General features: G+C 37.4%; 16 protein-coding genes. 1 reads left to right on the top strand and 15 read right to left on the bottom strand.

Annotation, left to right across the window (positions count from 1 at the left end):
- Nucleotides 1-107: 107 nt before the first annotated feature.
- The 15 genes from HNQ43_RS08705 to HNQ43_RS08775 form a co-directional block, all read right to left on the bottom strand.
- Nucleotides 108-425, bottom strand: coding sequence for a multidrug transporter (locus HNQ43_RS08705; protein ID WP_183376860.1), 318 nt, complete (start codon nt 423-425; stop codon nt 108-110).
- Nucleotides 426-435: 10 nt separating this feature from the next.
- Nucleotides 436-1,425 carry a site-specific tyrosine recombinase/integron integrase gene (gene xerA / locus HNQ43_RS08710; protein ID WP_183376861.1) on the bottom strand — a complete coding sequence of 330 codons (990 nt, stop codon included), beginning with the start codon at nt 1,423-1,425 and terminating at the stop codon, nt 436-438.
- 41 nt (nt 1,426-1,466) lie between these two features.
- On the bottom strand, nt 1,467-2,615 hold the full coding sequence (locus tag HNQ43_RS08715) for a restriction endonuclease subunit S (RefSeq protein WP_183376862.1): 1,149 nt from the start codon (nt 2,613-2,615) through the stop codon (nt 1,467-1,469).
- A gap of 48 nt (nt 2,616-2,663) precedes the next feature.
- Nucleotides 2,664-4,166, bottom strand: coding sequence for a class I SAM-dependent DNA methyltransferase (locus HNQ43_RS08720; RefSeq protein WP_183376863.1), 1,503 nt, complete (start codon nt 4,164-4,166; stop codon nt 2,664-2,666).
- The gene (locus HNQ43_RS08725) at nt 4,166-5,221 is read right to left on the bottom strand and encodes a Fic family protein (RefSeq protein ID WP_183376864.1); all 1,056 of its coding nucleotides are present in this window, start codon (nt 5,219-5,221) and stop codon (nt 4,166-4,168) included. The genes HNQ43_RS08720 and HNQ43_RS08725 overlap by 1 nt, the downstream gene beginning before the upstream one ends.
- Nucleotides 5,222-5,494: 273 nt before the next feature.
- Nucleotides 5,495-6,589 (bottom strand): (deoxy)nucleoside triphosphate pyrophosphohydrolase, encoded by a 1,095-nt coding sequence (locus HNQ43_RS09240; RefSeq protein ID WP_244957063.1) that lies wholly within the window; start codon nt 6,587-6,589, stop codon nt 5,495-5,497.
- A 13-nt stretch (nt 6,590-6,602) separates the two neighbouring features.
- Nucleotides 6,603-9,452 carry a DEAD/DEAH box helicase gene (locus HNQ43_RS08735; RefSeq protein WP_183376866.1) on the bottom strand — a complete coding sequence of 950 codons (2,850 nt, stop codon included), beginning with the start codon at nt 9,450-9,452 and terminating at the stop codon, nt 6,603-6,605.
- A 93-nt stretch (nt 9,453-9,545) separates the two neighbouring features.
- Nucleotides 9,546-9,701 (bottom strand): hypothetical protein, encoded by a 156-nt coding sequence (locus tag HNQ43_RS08740; RefSeq protein ID WP_183376868.1) that lies wholly within the window; start codon nt 9,699-9,701, stop codon nt 9,546-9,548.
- A gap of 154 nt (nt 9,702-9,855) precedes the next feature.
- Nucleotides 9,856-11,172: an ATP-binding protein gene (locus HNQ43_RS08745; RefSeq protein ID WP_183376870.1), complete on the bottom strand. Its 1,317-nt coding sequence runs from the start codon at nt 11,170-11,172 to the stop codon at nt 9,856-9,858.
- A gap of 116 nt (nt 11,173-11,288) precedes the next feature.
- Entirely contained in the window at nt 11,289-11,591 is a 303-nt protein-coding gene (locus tag HNQ43_RS08750; RefSeq protein ID WP_183376872.1) for an AzlD domain-containing protein, read from the bottom strand.
- Nucleotides 11,588-12,289 carry an AzlC family ABC transporter permease gene (locus tag HNQ43_RS08755; protein ID WP_183376874.1) on the bottom strand — a complete coding sequence of 234 codons (702 nt, stop codon included), beginning with the start codon at nt 12,287-12,289 and terminating at the stop codon, nt 11,588-11,590. Before HNQ43_RS08755 ends, HNQ43_RS08750 begins: the two co-directional genes overlap by 4 nt.
- Nucleotides 12,290-12,317: 28 nt before the next feature.
- Nucleotides 12,318-13,403 carry a hypothetical protein gene (locus HNQ43_RS08760; protein ID WP_183376876.1) on the bottom strand — a complete coding sequence of 362 codons (1,086 nt, stop codon included), beginning with the start codon at nt 13,401-13,403 and terminating at the stop codon, nt 12,318-12,320.
- A 2-nt stretch (nt 13,404-13,405) separates the two neighbouring features.
- Nucleotides 13,406-14,374 carry an AraC family transcriptional regulator gene (locus tag HNQ43_RS08765; RefSeq protein ID WP_183376878.1) on the bottom strand — a complete coding sequence of 323 codons (969 nt, stop codon included), beginning with the start codon at nt 14,372-14,374 and terminating at the stop codon, nt 13,406-13,408.
- Nucleotides 14,371-14,739, bottom strand: a complete 369-nt coding sequence (locus HNQ43_RS08770) for an ArsR/SmtB family transcription factor (RefSeq protein ID WP_183376880.1) — start codon at nt 14,737-14,739, stop codon at nt 14,371-14,373. The genes HNQ43_RS08765 and HNQ43_RS08770 overlap by 4 nt, the downstream gene beginning before the upstream one ends.
- 297 nt (nt 14,740-15,036) lie before the next feature.
- A complete protein-coding gene (locus HNQ43_RS08775; protein ID WP_183376882.1) occupies nt 15,037-15,255 on the bottom strand; it encodes a cation transporter in 219 nt (72 codons plus the stop codon).
- Between the two features lie 271 nt (nt 15,256-15,526).
- Here HNQ43_RS08775 and HNQ43_RS08780 point away from each other — a divergent pair, with 271 nt between their 5' ends.
- Nucleotides 15,527-17,404: a heavy metal translocating P-type ATPase gene (locus HNQ43_RS08780; RefSeq protein ID WP_183376883.1), complete on the top strand. Its 1,878-nt coding sequence runs from the start codon at nt 15,527-15,529 to the stop codon at nt 17,402-17,404.
- Nucleotides 17,405-17,559: the final 155 nt, after the last annotated feature.

The following is a 17,559-nucleotide window of genomic DNA, read 5'->3' on the forward strand; positions in this document are numbered from 1 at the left end:
ACCAGAAGAGACATACTCTTCACTTTTAAACGCATAGCCATTTAAAATATCACACGCTTCTCCTATGGTGATTGTTTCCATAACCCTACAAATCCGAATTTGGAATTTTATCTTTTTGTTATTTGAGTTACCGCTTTTCTTAATTCTTCGCTAAATTCATCTAAATCTTCCAGATTTATTACATGATCTTCTAATAAATCCAATATATTTATGAACATTCTCGATCTTCTCATGTCAACCGCAACACCTACTCTTCTTTTATCTTTAAACACTCTGTTTTCAAGATCCCAAAAATTTTTAGCTGCTGAGCCATCCCTACTCAATATATCGATGTATTCTTCATTTAGTTTTTTCATGTAATCTTCTTGCCATTGAGGCACCCTTTTTCTAAAAATTTTCCAATCTGATTCCTTTGCTTCATACATAACTTTTCTCCTATGAAATATATCTTCTGTGAGATTCTTTTACATTATTTTGGTTTATCATGGCATAATGCATGGTTGTATCTATTTGAGAATGCCCCAATAAACTTTGAACTTGTTCTATAGGCATCCCTTTATCAATAGCTTTTGTTGCAACTGTCCTCCTAAATTTATGTGGATGAACTTTAGGAACACCTAATCTTCTACCTAATTGCCTTAACCTTATTTCAACACCACTGATATTTAATCGGTTATGTGGTTGATCTAGTGAAACAAACAAAGCTTTATTTGAATCCGTCCTGGAATTTAAATAATTTTTTAAATGAATCTTAGTTCTTGCGTCAAAATAAACTGGTCTTTCTTTGTTTCCTTTACCAAATACAACACATTCCCTATTTTCAAAATCTATATCATTAATATTTAACTTTACAAGTTCTCCAACTCTCATCCCAGTGGAAGATAATATATCAATAATTGCCAAATCTCTTAAACAATTGCAATTATCTCTTAACAGTTCTAAAGTTTCATCAGAGTATGTATCTTTAATAACTTTGTCAGTTTTAATTTTATGAATTCTTTTCATAGGACTTTTTAAAATATAGTTTTCCTCTTCCAACCAAGAAAAAAAACTACTTAAATTACGCCTAATGTTATCAACACTTGCTTTAGAACAATTATTGATCTTCTGATAATCCGTCAAATACGTTCTCAAATCATCTGTTGTCATATGTGTAATTCCCTTATTCATTTTAGAATTCATCTTTACCAATGTAGACTCATAGTATTTTGTAGTTCTACTACTACATCCTTCAATTTCTTTAGCAGAAATGAATTTTTTGATCAATTCTTCATTGGTAAATTCACAAATTTCAACATTCTCCTTTGAACGAACTTCAACGCCATCAAGGCAACGATTTAAAACTTTGTGCAACACTTCCATCTGTGCGTTATCCAAATAATTCAATAAAGATTGTTCAATTTCAGTAATAATTTCTGTTTTCATGTTAGTACCTCCGTTACCAACATCCCTACATCCATTATTTTTTATCCAAAATATTCTTGCATTAAGCTATCAAACAGTTGTTGTGTTTTTTCTAAAGATTTCTGTACTGCTAATTTTGATTTATCGATCTGAGCTACGATATCTGCAAATTGTCGTTGAAGCTCCATAGGTGGTATAAATCCCCTGAGCTTTTTTATCTTTCCTTGAAAAAGATTCGCTTGTGAAGACATTGTCTTACATCTATTAATTTGCTCCTGTAAATAATCTGAAGCAATCATGTATTCAGCAAAAAATGGATTGATTTCATCATTGAATCTAATCAAGGCGACACTTCTTACCATCTGAAATTTAAAATTTGGTGGAACACTACAACAACGACCAACGGTTCCTGAACAAGAAACTAAAACATCACCTGTTTTCGGAACAATTCTATGCGCTATTCTGTCATACTCTTTTTGATCAATGTAATCCACATCTTCAAGTTGAAATGAATGGTTTAAGACATTTCGAGCAGACAATAAATATATTCCTTCTGCTGTTCTTCGCGGCGTTGCGTGCTCTCCATCAGTAATCAAATCAGACATCTCATTGAATGTTTTACTCTTCCAATTTTTTTCATTTATTTTCAAATCCCCAAACATCTCGACAAATCGGGCTTTGATTAGTTCATCCAATTTTTTCAATTCTAAATTTCTGCGTTCGACTAGTTTTAAATTTGTATCAAGGATATATGCGATTCTATTTTGTTCTTCCAATGAATACATCGGAACCTCTAGGTTTTTTACATATCCTTGTGAAATATGCGCTTGAGCTCCTCCAACGCAATCTGTTAAAATTCGTTTTCTTCTAGAGATCAAATAATAGAACAAAAATCTCTGGTTTATTGATTCACATGGTAATATACCAGTAATTGACTGATTTCCACATGCTTCAAAATTAAGATACCCTATTTTCCCGGCAGTAGCACCAGTTAAGGCTATCATTACTGTACCTTTTGGCATAATCCGAGCACTGCTGTTATCATATCCTGCTTGTGTAATATATTTTTCTGTATTATACACATCATTGTTTTGGCAACACCCTGATTGTAACCATGGAATATTTCCATTTTGCCAATACTCTTCAACGGTGGTTGAAGGAGTTCCACCTGTAACTACCGTTGTAAGTTCGCTTATTTTCTTAAATTCCATTTCTCGTCCCTACAAATCCGAATTTATCATTCAGATTCTTCCTCCTTTCTATCCTTTTAGAAGGGTTTTAAGTTCTTCTAAGTTCTTATCTATTTCTTTATTTAATTCTTCAATATCCGCAAGTATTTCACTAGTAGGAGGATATTCTACCTTTTCATAAACAATCTCCTTGTATTTATTGATCGAAAGATCATAATCATTATCAACTATTTCTTTCTTATCTACCAAGAAACTTTGTTCAGTTCTCTTACGTTCTACTTCTTTATCCAAATGATTAAATCTTTCAATAATATCTGGAATATCATTTTCATTGATCGGTGATCTCTTATCATCTAATGAATATCCATCTGCTTTCATATCGTAGAACCAAACTTTATCAGTTCCACCATGTCCCGTTTTTGTAAATATCAATATCCCTGTTGATACGCCAGCATATGGTTTAAATACACCAGATGGCATTGAAATAACCGCTTCTAATCTGTTATCTTCGATAATCGCTTTTCTTATTTGCTTATGAGCTTTACTTGATCCAAATAATACGCCATCCGGAACAATACAAGCACATCGTCCACCGATTTTTAACATTCTGATAAATAAGGCTAAAAACAATAGTTCTGTTTTCTTTGTTTTAGCTACTTTCAATAGATTAGCAGATACTGAATCCGCATCTAATGTCCCCTTAAATGGAGGATTGGCAAGAATCAAAGAATATTTATCGGTATCAATATTTTGATCAGATAAACTATCCCTATATTCAATAAATGGAGCTTCTACACCATGAACCATCATATTCATTGCACCAATACGAAGCATAGTTCTATCCATATCAAATCCATGAAACATATGATTCATATAATGATCTCTATTATCTTTATTCATTAAAATATCATTACGATATGTCTCTCTTAAATAATCGCTCGCTCCTACTAAGAAACCCCCTGTACCACATGCCGGATCACAAATAGTTTCTTCTGGTGTTGGTTTCATCAACTCTACCATCATACGAATAATATGTCTTGGTGTTCTAAACTGTCCGTTTCGTCCCGCTGTAGAAATCTTAGATAATAAATATTCATATACATCACCACGAATATCAATTTCTGTTGATTTCCCCATCACTGAATAAATATCGTCTAATGAATCAACGACTTTAGATAAAACTAACGGTGTAGGTAATTTAAATATCGCATCATCCATATATTTTGAATATGCACTATTCTTATCAGAATGAAGATTCTTAATAAATGGAAAGACCCATTCTTGAACCACTTCGTACATTTTGTTTGCTGAGAAATCTCTAAATGTCGACCATTTTAATTGTTGACCATCTATAGTTCTTTCGCCAATCTTAATTTGGTCAGAGAAAATGCTTTTGAATGGTAAACCCAGCATTGCACATTCTTTTGCGTTTTTATTATCTGTGTCATCCAAATCATGGATAAACATTAAATAAGTAATTTGTTCAATTACTTCAAGAGGATTTGTTAATCCACCAGCTGCAAACACATCCCATAAACTATCAATTTTATTTTTCAATTCACCTGTAATCATTATTCGTTCTCTCCATTCCATACATATGAAGTATATCTTCCACCACTCAATTTAATAATTTCATTATTTTTTAATAAGTCAGCTAGCGTTCTTTGAATTGTCGTATCACTTATATCAGGACATTTATCCATGATTTGACTCTTTGTGATTTTACCTATATGTTTTCTTATGACTTCACGAATTCTTTCCGGTTTACTCATTCCGGACTCAATCAATGTCTGTACTCTACTAGAAAACTCTTTATATGCTGCAATAACTACTCCAAGGTAATACTCTACAAACGGTTCATAATCATTTTCGTTCTCATGCCATCCATAAGAACTCGCCTGTAACGCTTCATAATAGGTATCTTTTGATCTTTCAATCAATTTTTCTATACTTATGTATTTACCAACTATATATCCAGACTTGTATAAAAAAAGTAATGTAAGCAGTCTGCTCATTCTTCCGTTTCCATCATTAAAAGGATGAATACACAAAAAATCCAGTATAAACATTGGCATCAGTATCAATGGATCAATCCCATCATTAATAGCATCATTGTATGCAGTGCATATATTAGCCATAGCTTCTGGTGTGGCCCAAGCCTCAATAGGTTGAAACCTGATTCTTTGATTTCCAACAGAATCAACTTCTGCGATTATATTATCTGAAGATTTAAATTTCCCTCCAAAACCTGAGCCATTATATTTATATAAATCCCCATGTAGCTGAAGAAAATAATTAGGATTAACAGGAATATATTCATAACTTTCATGAATTGTATTTAATACATCACGATAACCAGCTATTTCCTTCTCATTTCTACTCTTAGGCATTGTCTTATCCATAACTAATTTCTTTAAACGATCATTTGTGGTAATAATTCCTTCAATCTTGTTCGAAGCTTCGGTACTTTGGATTTTAGCTATCTCTAATAATTCAGTCAATTTATCAAAATTAGACTCGATAAATAAATTTTGTTCTCCTTTATATTCATGAATAGAAGTCAGAAGCGAAACTATATTCGGAGTTAATAATTTCTTCCAACTTTCTTTGTATTCAAACTGTCTCATTGCGTCCCCCTTTAACGTTATTTTAGATTCAATTTAGTCATTTTTCAATTCAATTTAGTCATTTTTTTAATAATGACTAAATTGAATTGCTTATGACATGATTAAATTTGTATGTGAATTCGGACTTTCAAGAATAAAAATGATTGAACATTTACCTTTTAAAACTTTCTCAAGGAACACAACAGCAAGAGCATAGATAATAAATATAAAACTGTCGCTGTAGAAATGAAATCGAAAGAAATAGAAAAAGTATAAAAAGGGTATGAGTTTGATTTATTTTGATGCAATATATTTTTCAACTGCGTCTTCTAACATTTTTTCATTTTTTTCTGCCAACGTTTTATTAAAAAAATACAGGTTTTTCTCCCCATCAAAAACATATCCAGATAGTATCAATAACGAAATAGCTGTTTCTTCATTATCTTCTAAATCAAATTCAAACTTAAATACATCAAGAGACCAATAATCTTGATTTTGGATAGCTTTAATCACAGTTTTTATAGATACACACCCTCTTTTATGATTAACAAATTTATCCTTAATAACTTCTCTTATTTTTGAAAACACTTTTTTTGACACGTAGCCTATTCCAAATACAGCACCAGATTGAAGAAGAGAAATCGCGACCTCCCATACAACTTGAGAAAAATCAACGCAACCAACCTCACATGGTTGATAAAATATAATATCGGCTATTTTATATGTATCTAAATAATCTTGAATACTGCATTCTGGCAACGAAACATACCATTTAACTTTTCCATTTTGAACGATGTAATTAAAAGCTACTTGATAATTGTTTTGTTCATTTTTAAAATGAGTAATAGATTGGACACTATCCATATAAATGTCTTTAATCTCTAAAAAGTCAGATAGTCCTTGAACTGTGGTATTATTCGAATAAAAAAAGTCTACTTCTCTAAATTTCTCGTTATACTTCCCAAATTTTTCATCATAAACATAAAACACATATTTTGCATGAACATTATGAATTTTTTCTACCAATGCTAAATCCGCTGGCAACCAATCCACTGTGTTAAGTGTATCCTTAGTTAACCATTTGGCGGCTTCATGCTCTTTTAAGATGAGGTTCCCCTCTTTGATTCTTGCCCAGAAACAATGCATTGTAAGATGGAAAGCTGGATAATCATACTCCACAGTATCAATGAGTTCCTGAACTTCAATTTCTGTATCCAATTCCTCTTTGATTTCTCTGACTAATGCTTGTTGTGGGGTTTCGCCAGGTTCCATCTTTCCCCCAGGGAATTCCCATCCATCTTTAAATTCTCCATAGCCGCGCTGGGTCGCAAAGATCTTATCTTTGTCTCTTATCACAGCTGCGACAACTTCTATTCTTTTTAATACCATATTCTCATCCTAACTAATTCACAATATAATCGTATAAATCTTCTTTTACTGGTGTTTTTAATTGATACTCGATTTCTACGGCTGTGGTATCTGTGTTGGGCATCATAAATTGTTTGAATTCTCCGGTTGGAATTATTTTGCCCATGTAATAAAACTCTTTGGAAAGCTTATCGTCCTTGTTTTTACGAATAAAAAGCTCCATATCGACTCCTAATTCTTGTGAATGTAAAGCCGTTTGTACATCTTCTGATTGAACTGTTCTTTTGGATTTTGAAATCGCAATCAATTTGTTTTGCGAAATCAGATGGTCCTCGTATTTGACGGTATCCGCAATATCTTCGGATTTATCATAATTGATAAAAATTGGATAGGTATTCGTCGCTTTATCAAATTTATAACCACCAATATTAAGAGCGACTTCGCCTTTTTCCCACTCTAATAAACGACATACATCTTCATAAGTGTATTTTGAATATAATTGGAAAGACGTATTCTCATAGCGTTTACTATATTCTTGCCGATTCCGGTATAAACCAAATTGAACTACTTCTTCAACTTGTCTTTTAAACTCTTCATCTTGTAACAACGCTTTAAACCGATTAGATATTTTGTAGTCATCTCCATCTGCTTGAATAAAGATACATTCTTCATATGTCTTCTTTCCCGAACCGGTCGCAAATTCATTAGTCAGAATATTGATCAAATTCTTCTTTGTCTTTTCGGTGATTTGAATTTGATAACGCTCTTTTAATTCCTTTTCTAAATAGGCAAAAAGACCTGTTTCATGAAGCATTAAATGATAAATCGCCAATAGTTCATGAGGACGTTTTCCAGAGGCAAATTTTCTAGAAATAAACTCTAAGAACTTTTCTTGAATGGGTGAGAATTTTACTTGATATTCTTTTTTCTCGTATTTCTTTAAGAACATATGATATGAACCCAAACTCTTATTATCAAAGATACGAAGTGGGTCTATTGCCCCATAAACATCAAAATCCATTAGATGTGGAATTCTTCCGAGTTTAAATTTCAATTGCGTATAGGAATCTTTAATTAAACGAACATCATTAAAATTGGCTGTGTCGATGGATTCATAAATTCGTTTTTTTGTGATTTCATCAAAATGGATCGTTGAACTTCCTGGAATGATTTTAGTTCCTTCTTGAAGATATCGACGAACGGTATCTTTGTTGTAGGTACGATCGCCTGACAATGCCAAAGGAATCAAAAAGTTATTCTTATAATTCCCAATAAAATCGATAATGACTACAAATTCTTTATTGTCAGTTTTTCTAAGTCCTCGTCCTAACTGTTGAACAAAGATAATAGCGCTTTGCGTTGGCCGAAGCATCAAAATTTGATTGATTTCAGGAATATCTACACCCTCATTAAAAATATCAATGGTGAAGATGTATTCTAAATAGTCTTCTCTTGTATCGCTCACTAACCGGTCTATGCATTCTTCACGATAGCTTTGTGAATCTTCGCCAGACAAGGCAACCGAAGGGACACCGCGATCATTGAACTTTTTCGATAATTCTTTGGCTTCTTGCTTGCTGCTACAAAAGACCAATCCTTTTGGTCGATTCCCTGAATAACCATAAAAATTGGCACGATTTAAAATATAATCCACACGAACATCACTGACTAATTTAGAGAAATTTCGAAGTCCTGTTTCATCATCGAAAACCTCTCCATCAATTTCTAGATCCCGGATCCCAAAATAGTGAAAAGGACATAATAAATTTTCTTCTAACGCTTGTTGAAGACGAATCTCATATAAAATATTGTGATCAAATAAAGAATAAATATCAAAGTCATCCGTTCTCTCTGGACTAGCACTCATGCCAAACCAGAATCGAGGCTGAAAATAGTTCATGATTTTTTGGTAACTGTGTGCTCCAGCCCGGTGGACTTCATCAATCACAATCACATCAAAAGCATCTCTCGAGAAATGCGCTAAGGATTCTTCTTTTGCCATCATCTGCATCGTTGAAAACAAAGTATCTACATCATATTCCTTGGAATTTCCCGATAACAATCCAAAGCTCCGGTTCCCTTGGAACACCCTCTTATAGCTTTTCAACGCTTGTTTGGCAATTTGTTCCCGGTGCACCAAAAACAAGACCCGCTTAGGTTGAATATTTTTTAGTGCAAATGCCGAAGCATACGTCTTCCCTGTACCTGTTGCCGATACTAAAAGACCACGATTTTCTCCTTCTTGGATCGCCTCTTGTAAGCTTCGGATCACTTTTTCCTGCATCATATTAGGATGTAGCTCTTGCGTTTGTTCTTCTTTGACAATTGACTGGAGTTTGGTCTTTAAGGGTTTTGATTCATTATACTTTTCTTGGTAACTCGATTGGATCTGTGAATAAGATTTTGTGTAATTGGAATTCCACAATTGTCTAAATTCTTGAAATAAATGATTTGTATATGATTCATCTTCTTTAACTGTAAAGTTTGTATTCCATTCAATATTTTTTGTTAACGCACTTAACGTTAAATTAGAGCTACCCATTAACACATGATAGTTTTCGGGATTTTCAAAGATATATCCTTTCGTATGAAAGCCTTCTTCTCCTTCTTGGCAACAATACATTCGCAAATCAACATTTGAAAATTGATCTAGCTTTTCCAATGCTTTGGGATCACTAAATAATAAGTAATCTGTAGTCAGGATTTTTCCTTGAATTCCCTTTTCTTCTAAGTTTTTCAACGTTTCTAATAAAGGCGTTAATCCTCCTACTGTAATAAAGGCAACACTCATAGAAAAAGAAGTACATTTTGACAATTCATTCTCTATTGTCGTGAGTACTTTTCTTCCTTCTAAAACATTATTTGATACAAACATCATTTCCATAGCGTTTTCTTTCTTACCAAATTGTGACAATCTACGAGTATTATTATACCATTATTGCCTCGGATACAAAAAAATCCCTATGCACTTTAGGGATTATTTAGACTTCTTCTTATCTTCGTGAATTCGTTGTATCCCGCGGATCATTCCTGTTTGAAAAGGAGTCAGTCCCGCTTTCTTTCCTTTTTCAATCGCAATCGAGGCAATCATCCCTTCACGAGCTATTCTTTTATGATCGTTTGTTTTCTTCATAGTAAAGATCTCCTTTAATCGCATTATAGTAAGCTGAGAACCATAGCGCAACATATCCATTTGTTACTGGGAGATTTTTTGCACTTTAACTAGAAACTTTTCGTGTTTTTATGAAATGATTTAACAAATAGCGAACCTTTCGAAAAGTATATAACTATAAAAACATCAAATAGTAGATGGGAAGATAGATGATCTTTCCTTTTACCGTGATCTGTCTTTCATTTGATAACACAATCGCTTTCTTTACTCCATACTCTTCATTTTGGACAAAAGTATTCAGGGCACTATGAACAGTATAATCCTTTCCAGATTTAACCTCGATCGGGACCACAGAAAGACTATCATAGTCATCAATCAAATAGTCTACTTCCCCTTTATTGCGGTTGTCATAATAGAAAAGCTTGTGCCCATGGGCAATCAATTCACTCGCAATCACGGTTTCATAAACAGAACCAAGATTGATGCTTTTTTGATCATCCAAGATAGCCCGGATATTGTTTCGATAAAGAATACCCGTTAAGATACCCACATCATTGAGATACAACTTCATCAGATTCTTGCCGGCCGATTCAATCAGAGGAAAGGTCAGATTGGAAATCGCCTGTACATTTAAGGCGATGCCTGCCCCGATAAGGTACTCAAAATCATCGCTGTAATCGTTAAAGGTTTTCCCTTTTTTATTTTCAATTTCTTTGACAATGATCCGCTTCTTCTTATTTTCCATATTCGAAGGAATAAGATCATAGATTCGGCGAATCTTCAATTTATTGTCCACATCATATTTGGAAGCATCTACTGCATAATAATCATGGATCTCATTTTGAATCTCCCGTACAGCTTGGATGTTTTTTGTCTCCAAAAAGGCGTTCACAGCATACGGAAGTCCACCTATAAGAAGATATTTCTTAAAAAGATCCATCATCTTGTGGTGTGTTGTTTCATCCAATGTCTCCAGATTCTCAAACTTCTTGCGGATATTCGATAAAAATATTTTGTTCAATCCGTTGGCATAAAGAAATTCTTCAAAATCCAAAGGAAACATTCTGACTTTTCGAATACTTCCCATAGGAATGGAAGTCGTTTCCTGCAGTGCCACCCCTAATAAAGAACCGCTGGCTATAAAAGTAAAATGATTGTCTTGCGACAAAAATTTCAGAAGCGTTAAAAGATGCGGATACGCCTGAATCTCATCGATGAAAATCAATGTATTCTCTTTTTCTTTCATTTTATCGCCAGCCAACATACTGACTTGCAGATAAAAATCTTCCACAGTTTTAACATTTGAAAAAAGCTGATTGCCCAAAACATCTTCAACCATATTGATTTCAATGAAATTTTCGAACAGTTTTTGCCCCACATATCGGATGATCGTTGTTTTTCCGACCTGACGAGCTCCATCAATCAAAAGAACTTTTTTAGATTGTGATTGGAAATGCTCCTCGATGACAGTTTCTATTTTTCTGTATAACACAAAAATCACCCTTTTCTGACTTTTCAATAACATTTTCCCATATAAAATATGACTTTTCAATAAGATTTCCTGCTATTTTTTATGACTTTTCAAATAAAAAGACCCCGTTTGGGATCTTATAAGAATAAAGATGCAAGATAAACCACTACCGATGCCGCTATGGCTACCGTGATCAGACTGCGCTTTTGATAAGCCAGGATGATGGCTGTGCCGGTTCCTAACAGAGAAGGAATCAGTTCTCCTCCCGAAGTAAAGATAGCAGGGAATGTCATGGCCCCTAATACCGCATAAGGAACATAATAAAGAAACGATTGTACAAATTGATTTGTGATCTTTTTTCGATAAGCTAATAACGGAATACAGCGGATCAGATAGGTCACACCCGCCATGACCGCAACATACGTAAAAAGTCTTGTCATCTTGTTTCCTCCTGTTTAATCGGAAACAAGAAAGCGCCAAGTCCTGCTGCCAGTAAAGTACAGAGAATGATCACAAAGCCGCTGCCGATCTCAATCGGTAAGAGTTGAAAGATACAGCTTGTGATGGCCGCAATCAAAACGACAACCAGAATGGACCTTTCTTTTCGGGCCGGCGGAATAATGATGGCACAAAACATCCCATAGATCATAATCCCTAAGGCATCACGTATTGCCATGGGCAAGATCGAACTGGCTGCTCCGCCTAAGATGGTGCCTAATGTCCAGCCCAATACCGGCAAGGCAATCAGTCCCATCATATAGGCAAATCCTACCCCGTTATATTTGCTGGAAGAAAGCGCAAAGATCTCATCCGTGATCCCATACGCAACGATGGCCCGCTCGGGAGTGTTCATCTCGGGATCTACTTTCTGGGTCATGGTCAGGGACATCAAAAAATAACGAAGATTGATGATGAACTGAGATAAAGCCATCTCTAATAAAGAACCGCCCGCTGCCATGATCCCCAGTCCCGCAAACTGTCCGGCACTTGTCAAATTGGTCAAAGAAATCAAAGCGGCAATCCAAACCGGGATGCCTTGATTGACACACATAATGCCAAACGCAAACGAAACGGAACAATATCCTAATGCGATCGGGACACCATCCTGTAGACCTTGTCGAAAATTATTTTGAATCACATGATCACCGTTACGATTTTATCACACTTTAGTCTTCCATTGAAAAATAGAAATACGTTTCTCCATACGGTTCATAATTCTCTTCTTCCTGCGTGATATAACCGATATGAAAAGCCTCCAGAGATTCCCCCGAGAAATCTTCATAATAAGAATGACTCATAAACTTATCGATGATTGCTGGAGGGAAATACGGTTTAACGCGGAAGTTTTCACTGGTCATCTCTACTTGAGTCTCCATCAGTAAACTATAAAGTGTATCTAACTCCTGCTCCATTCTCACTAAATTATTTTCCTTTGTATCCAAAATATTCACACCAAGTCGATAGTCTACACTTTCAATTTGTCCTCGATTGTTCACCTCGATTGAAATATGAGAACTATCATACGTGATCATGTCTTCTTCATAGAGATCAGCGCTTATAGTGTAGCCATCCCGATCAAATTTTTCTAATGGATCCTGGGCATATATATCCGCACACGTTGTTTCAAAGATATCTTCAATATGATATATGACTTGCGCTGTTCTTTGTGCATCCGCCCGATTGGTTTGAATGATATCAACATAGCGAACACCATATAGACTAAGCATGATTCCTGCCGGTACTAAGACAAGAACCAGGATATATGGTATACGGTTAGGAATCTTTTCCCGAAACAGAATGCACATCTGGATGGCGGTATTGCGAATCGCTTTCATGCGCTTGAGAAGACGAGCCTCGGCCGCCATTCTCGCTCCGGCATAAAAACCTTCCGGCGTCATCAGGGAAGCGGTCAAAAATCCCACATTGGCAGCCTTCTCTAAAAGCATATTCGTTTCTGGATCTTCCAGTTTCCCCTTGGCCATTTTGACCATCTCCATCCAGTCTTCTTTGCGCGTGGCCCTTTGAATATAAAGGCCCTGCGCCATCAGGATGATCAATAAGATAAAGACTAAGACCGGCATCGCGTAAAACCCCACTGTAAAGAGTTCCTGCCCCTGCAAGACAAGATCATCGATCATGATCAAAAGAAGCCATAAGAAAGGCAACAGGAAACACACAAACATTTCAGTGATGACCATGCTTGGATATAAAACCGCTCTTCTCAGCAGTTGCTTCTGTTTTGTCGTCAACATCTCTAGCCCTCCTTCTGGTTCTTGCGATATTCTTTGCGATAGACATTCGGCAACACGTGCATGACATCTTTAAAGGCCTGGGAAAACTTGCTTTGGGAAGTGTAACCCACTTCCTGGGCAATCAAGGCTACCGGTTTGTCAGTTTGGCGTAACATTTCCGAAGCCTGATGCATGCGATACTCTTTCATATACGCCGCAATCGGCATCCCGTAAACCGCCTTGAACCCCGCCTTTAAAGAAGACGTATTGATCAGAAATCGTCTGGCAAGCTCTTCGATCGTATGGCGCTGGTGATAATGCTGGATCAGGAAATCATGCATCTTTTGAATGATCTCCATCTGTTCTTCTTCCAGCGGATCCACTTTCTTTTCCTTTGTCCAATCTGTCTGCGAGAGCACCATCAATAACTCAAAGATCTTGACCTTCTGTAAAACCTGATTCTCCGGCCCTTCTTTTTCTAATAAATAAAAGATGTCATGGATCATCTCATTTTGTTCGATCGCATAAACCTCATGCCGACAATACCGGTCTTGGATCATCGCAAGATCAATCCCCAGTTCTTTGAAATGCGCAACCAGATGATTTTCCATCTGTTCAAAGTCAAATTCCACCGTGATTCCTTTATAATATCCCGAAGGAAAATTCATCTTCGATTCGCTGCAACAATCCATCGGATGAATCGCCAGATCCCCCTGACCCAGATAGATCGAGCGCTGATGCATATCCCAGCCGACACGCCCCTGGGCACAATAGGTGATCTCTAATGAAGACGCATTGGAAGGATGCGTAAACAAGATCCCGTCCGCATGGATTTTGTCCCAGCGCATACAGATTCCCGGATACACTTGTCTTTCTTTCGAACGACCCTGTCCAAACGTCGTTCCTTCCAGATGCGGACAGTCACTTTCATATTCCCAAGTGCCGGGCAAGATCTCTTTTAACTCTTTGACGATTTGATCATGCGCATTCATTGTTCTGTTTCTCCCGGACAGGCGATATTCAAAAGATCTTCGATCATATCGTGTAAGAATTTGGTCTCTTTTGACTCCGCCACCTGATAATACACTTCCTTTTTCTCGCGTCTTGCCAAGATCAGGCCCGCTTCTTTCAAGGCCTTTAAATGATGCGAGATCGCCGCACTGGTAATCTGCATCATCTTGGAAAGCTCCAATACACATTTTTCCCGATGACATAAGATCCAAAAGATCTTCAGCCGGGTGGTATCGCTCAACAAGTCAAATCGCTTGGCCACGATTTGAAAATCGTCGATATTCGCAATATGATCCAGGATCTCATCATCCTGATGTCCATGAATATGAGGAAAAGACATCTGCATAAAACTCATCTCCTACTGTAAACTCACTGGGTTTAACAGGTATTCTTATCTTAATTTTACTGAAATTCATAAATAAGTGAAATGAATATAAAACAACTGAAATGATTTCGCTAAAACTTCTAAATAAGTGAACTAAACTCAAGAATAAATGAAATAATTTCACTTAAATGCCAAAATAAGTGAAATAACTATAGAAATAACTGAAATGATTTAACTTATATACTAAAATAAGTGAAATGATTTCACTAAAACTCGAAATCAGTGAACAAAAAGAAAAAGCGCGATTTTTGCGCCTTTCTAGAAATAGATCTCACAATCGGATTCGACCTTGCGGCAATTCTTTAAGACCTGGTCCATGACCGCTGGAATGTCGGCCCCTTCTTCAAATTCAACCTTCATTTTCAAGGTCATGAAATTGACCACGGCATCTTTGACACCTTCGGTCTTTTTGGCGGCCTCTTCCATCTTGTTGGCACAGTTGGCACAATCGACTTCGATCTTATACGTCTTTTTCATAGCAAGTCTCCTTTACGATTAAACAATCATTTAATTGATACCTTTACTGTATCGTATTTCTTCCTTTTTTCAAGAGCCGAACCCGGTCTATTTCTTTTTGGGAGACTCCTATTTCCAAACAGGCGATTGATTTCTCTTCTGGTAGCCCAATCAGAAACAATGTTCCCCCAAACAGAAATAGGCGGTGCCCATCTCTTGATTTTCTTTTCAGAAACGATATATTGAAATTGTCAATTAAACAACCGTTTAATTGTTGAAGGAGGAAATTCCGATGACCAAAAAACAAAAAAAGATGTTGATTCGCATCATTGTCTCTGCCGCTTTGATGATCGCATTCTTATTCATACCGATGGAAGGTGCCCTGCGCTTTCTTGCCTATATGATCCCTTATCTGATCATCGGCTATGATATTTTGATCAAAGCTGTGAAAGGCATCCTCAACAAGCAAGTCTTCGACGAAAACTTCTTGATGGCCATTGCGACCGTCGGGGCCATTGCCTTGGCCATTGTCGATAACGGCGACTATACCGAAGCGATTGCGGTTATGTTGTTTTACCAGATCGGCGAATGGTTTCAAAGCTATGCCGTGGGCAAAAGCCGGAAAAACATCAGTGATCTGATGGATATTCGCCCCGACTATGCCCATATTGAAAAAGGCGGACACTTAGAACAAGTCGATCCCGATGAAGTCGAGATTGGTTCGACGATCGTGGTTCAGCCCGGAGAAAAAGTCCCTTTGGACGGCATCGTGCTTGAAGGTTTTTCCACCTTGAATACCAGTGCTCTGACCGGCGAAAGCCTGCCTCGCGATATCTGCCCTGGCGAAGAAATCATCAGCGGATGCATCAATATGACCGGGGTCTTAAAGATCCAAACGACCAAAGAATTCGAAGAATCCACGGTCTCCAAGATCTTGGATCTGGTGGAAAATGCCAGTTCGCGCAAGTCCCGTTCCGAAGACTTTATCTCCAAGTTTGCCCGGATCTATACCCCGGCCGTATGTTACAGCGCCTTGGCCCTGGCCATCCTGCCGCCTTTGGTTTTACTGTTCTTAGGTTCGGATCCGCAATGGTATTCCTGGATCTATCGGGCATTGACCTTCTTGGTTATCAGCTGCCCTTGTGCTTTGGTGATCTCCATTCCTTTGAGCTTCTTTGCGGGCATCGGCGGTGCTTCGAAAGCCGGGATCCTGGTCAAAGGCTCCAACTATTTGGAAACCCTCTCGAAGACAAAGATCGTTGTCTTTGATAAGACTGGTACCTTGACCCAAGGCGTCTTTGAAGTCAGTGCGATCCATCATAATCTCATGGATCAGGAAAAACTGATCGAGATGGCCGCATTGGCCGAGAGTGCTTCCAGCCATCCGATCTCCAAGAGCTTACAGAAAGCTTACGGAAAAGAGATCGACCGCAGCCGCGTATCCGATATCCGCGAGATCAGCGGCCACGGCATCCAGGCAAAAGTGGACGGTCACGAGGTTCTCATTGGAAACGACAAACTGATGAAAGAAAACCAGATTTCCTATATCGAATGTCATCAGACCGGTACGATCCTGCATATGGCCATCGATCAGACATACGCCGGCCATATCGTGATTGCCGACCGCATCAAACCAACCAGTAAACAAGCGATGCAGGCACTGCGAAACTGCGGCATCCAGAAGACCGTGATGTTGACAGGGGATATCCAGAAAGTAGCCAAAGAATTTGCCGGCCAGTTAGGTTTGGATGCCTTCTACAGTGATCTTTTGCCGCAAGATAAAGTGGAAAAAGTCGAAGAGTTATTGGCGCAAAGACCCGAAAAATCTGTCTTAGCCTTTGTCGGTGACGGCATCAACGATGCCCCGGTGCTCTCCCGCGCCGATATCGGGATTGCCATGGGAGCCATGGGAAGCGATGCCGCTATTGAAGCTGCCGATGTGGTCTTGATGGATGATGATCCGCTGCAGATTGCCAAGGCAATCAAGATCTCCAAAAAATGCCTGAGAATCGTCTATCAAAACATCGTCTTTGCGATCGGCATCAAATTGGCCTGCCTGCTCTTAGGGGCCTTAGGACTGGCCAATATGTGGCTTGCGATCTTTGCAGACGTCGGCGTCATGGTCTTGGCTGTGCTCAATGCCATCCGCACCTTATCCATTCCCAAATAAAAAGTCAGAGCTTTCTGACATTTTTTGTTCAAAAGATAATCGTTTATGATTTATTTTTGAAAAGGCTATGTCACAACAAACAGTTGATAAATAGCCATTTTTATAGGGGAGTATCAGAACTCCCCTACAAACTGTTATTTGCAGTTATCTATACT

Origin of the sequence: Faecalicoccus acidiformans (genome assembly GCF_014202635.1) — a bacterium.
GTDB classification, from domain to species: Bacteria; Bacillota_I; Bacilli_A; order Erysipelotrichales; family Erysipelotrichaceae; genus Faecalicoccus; species Faecalicoccus acidiformans.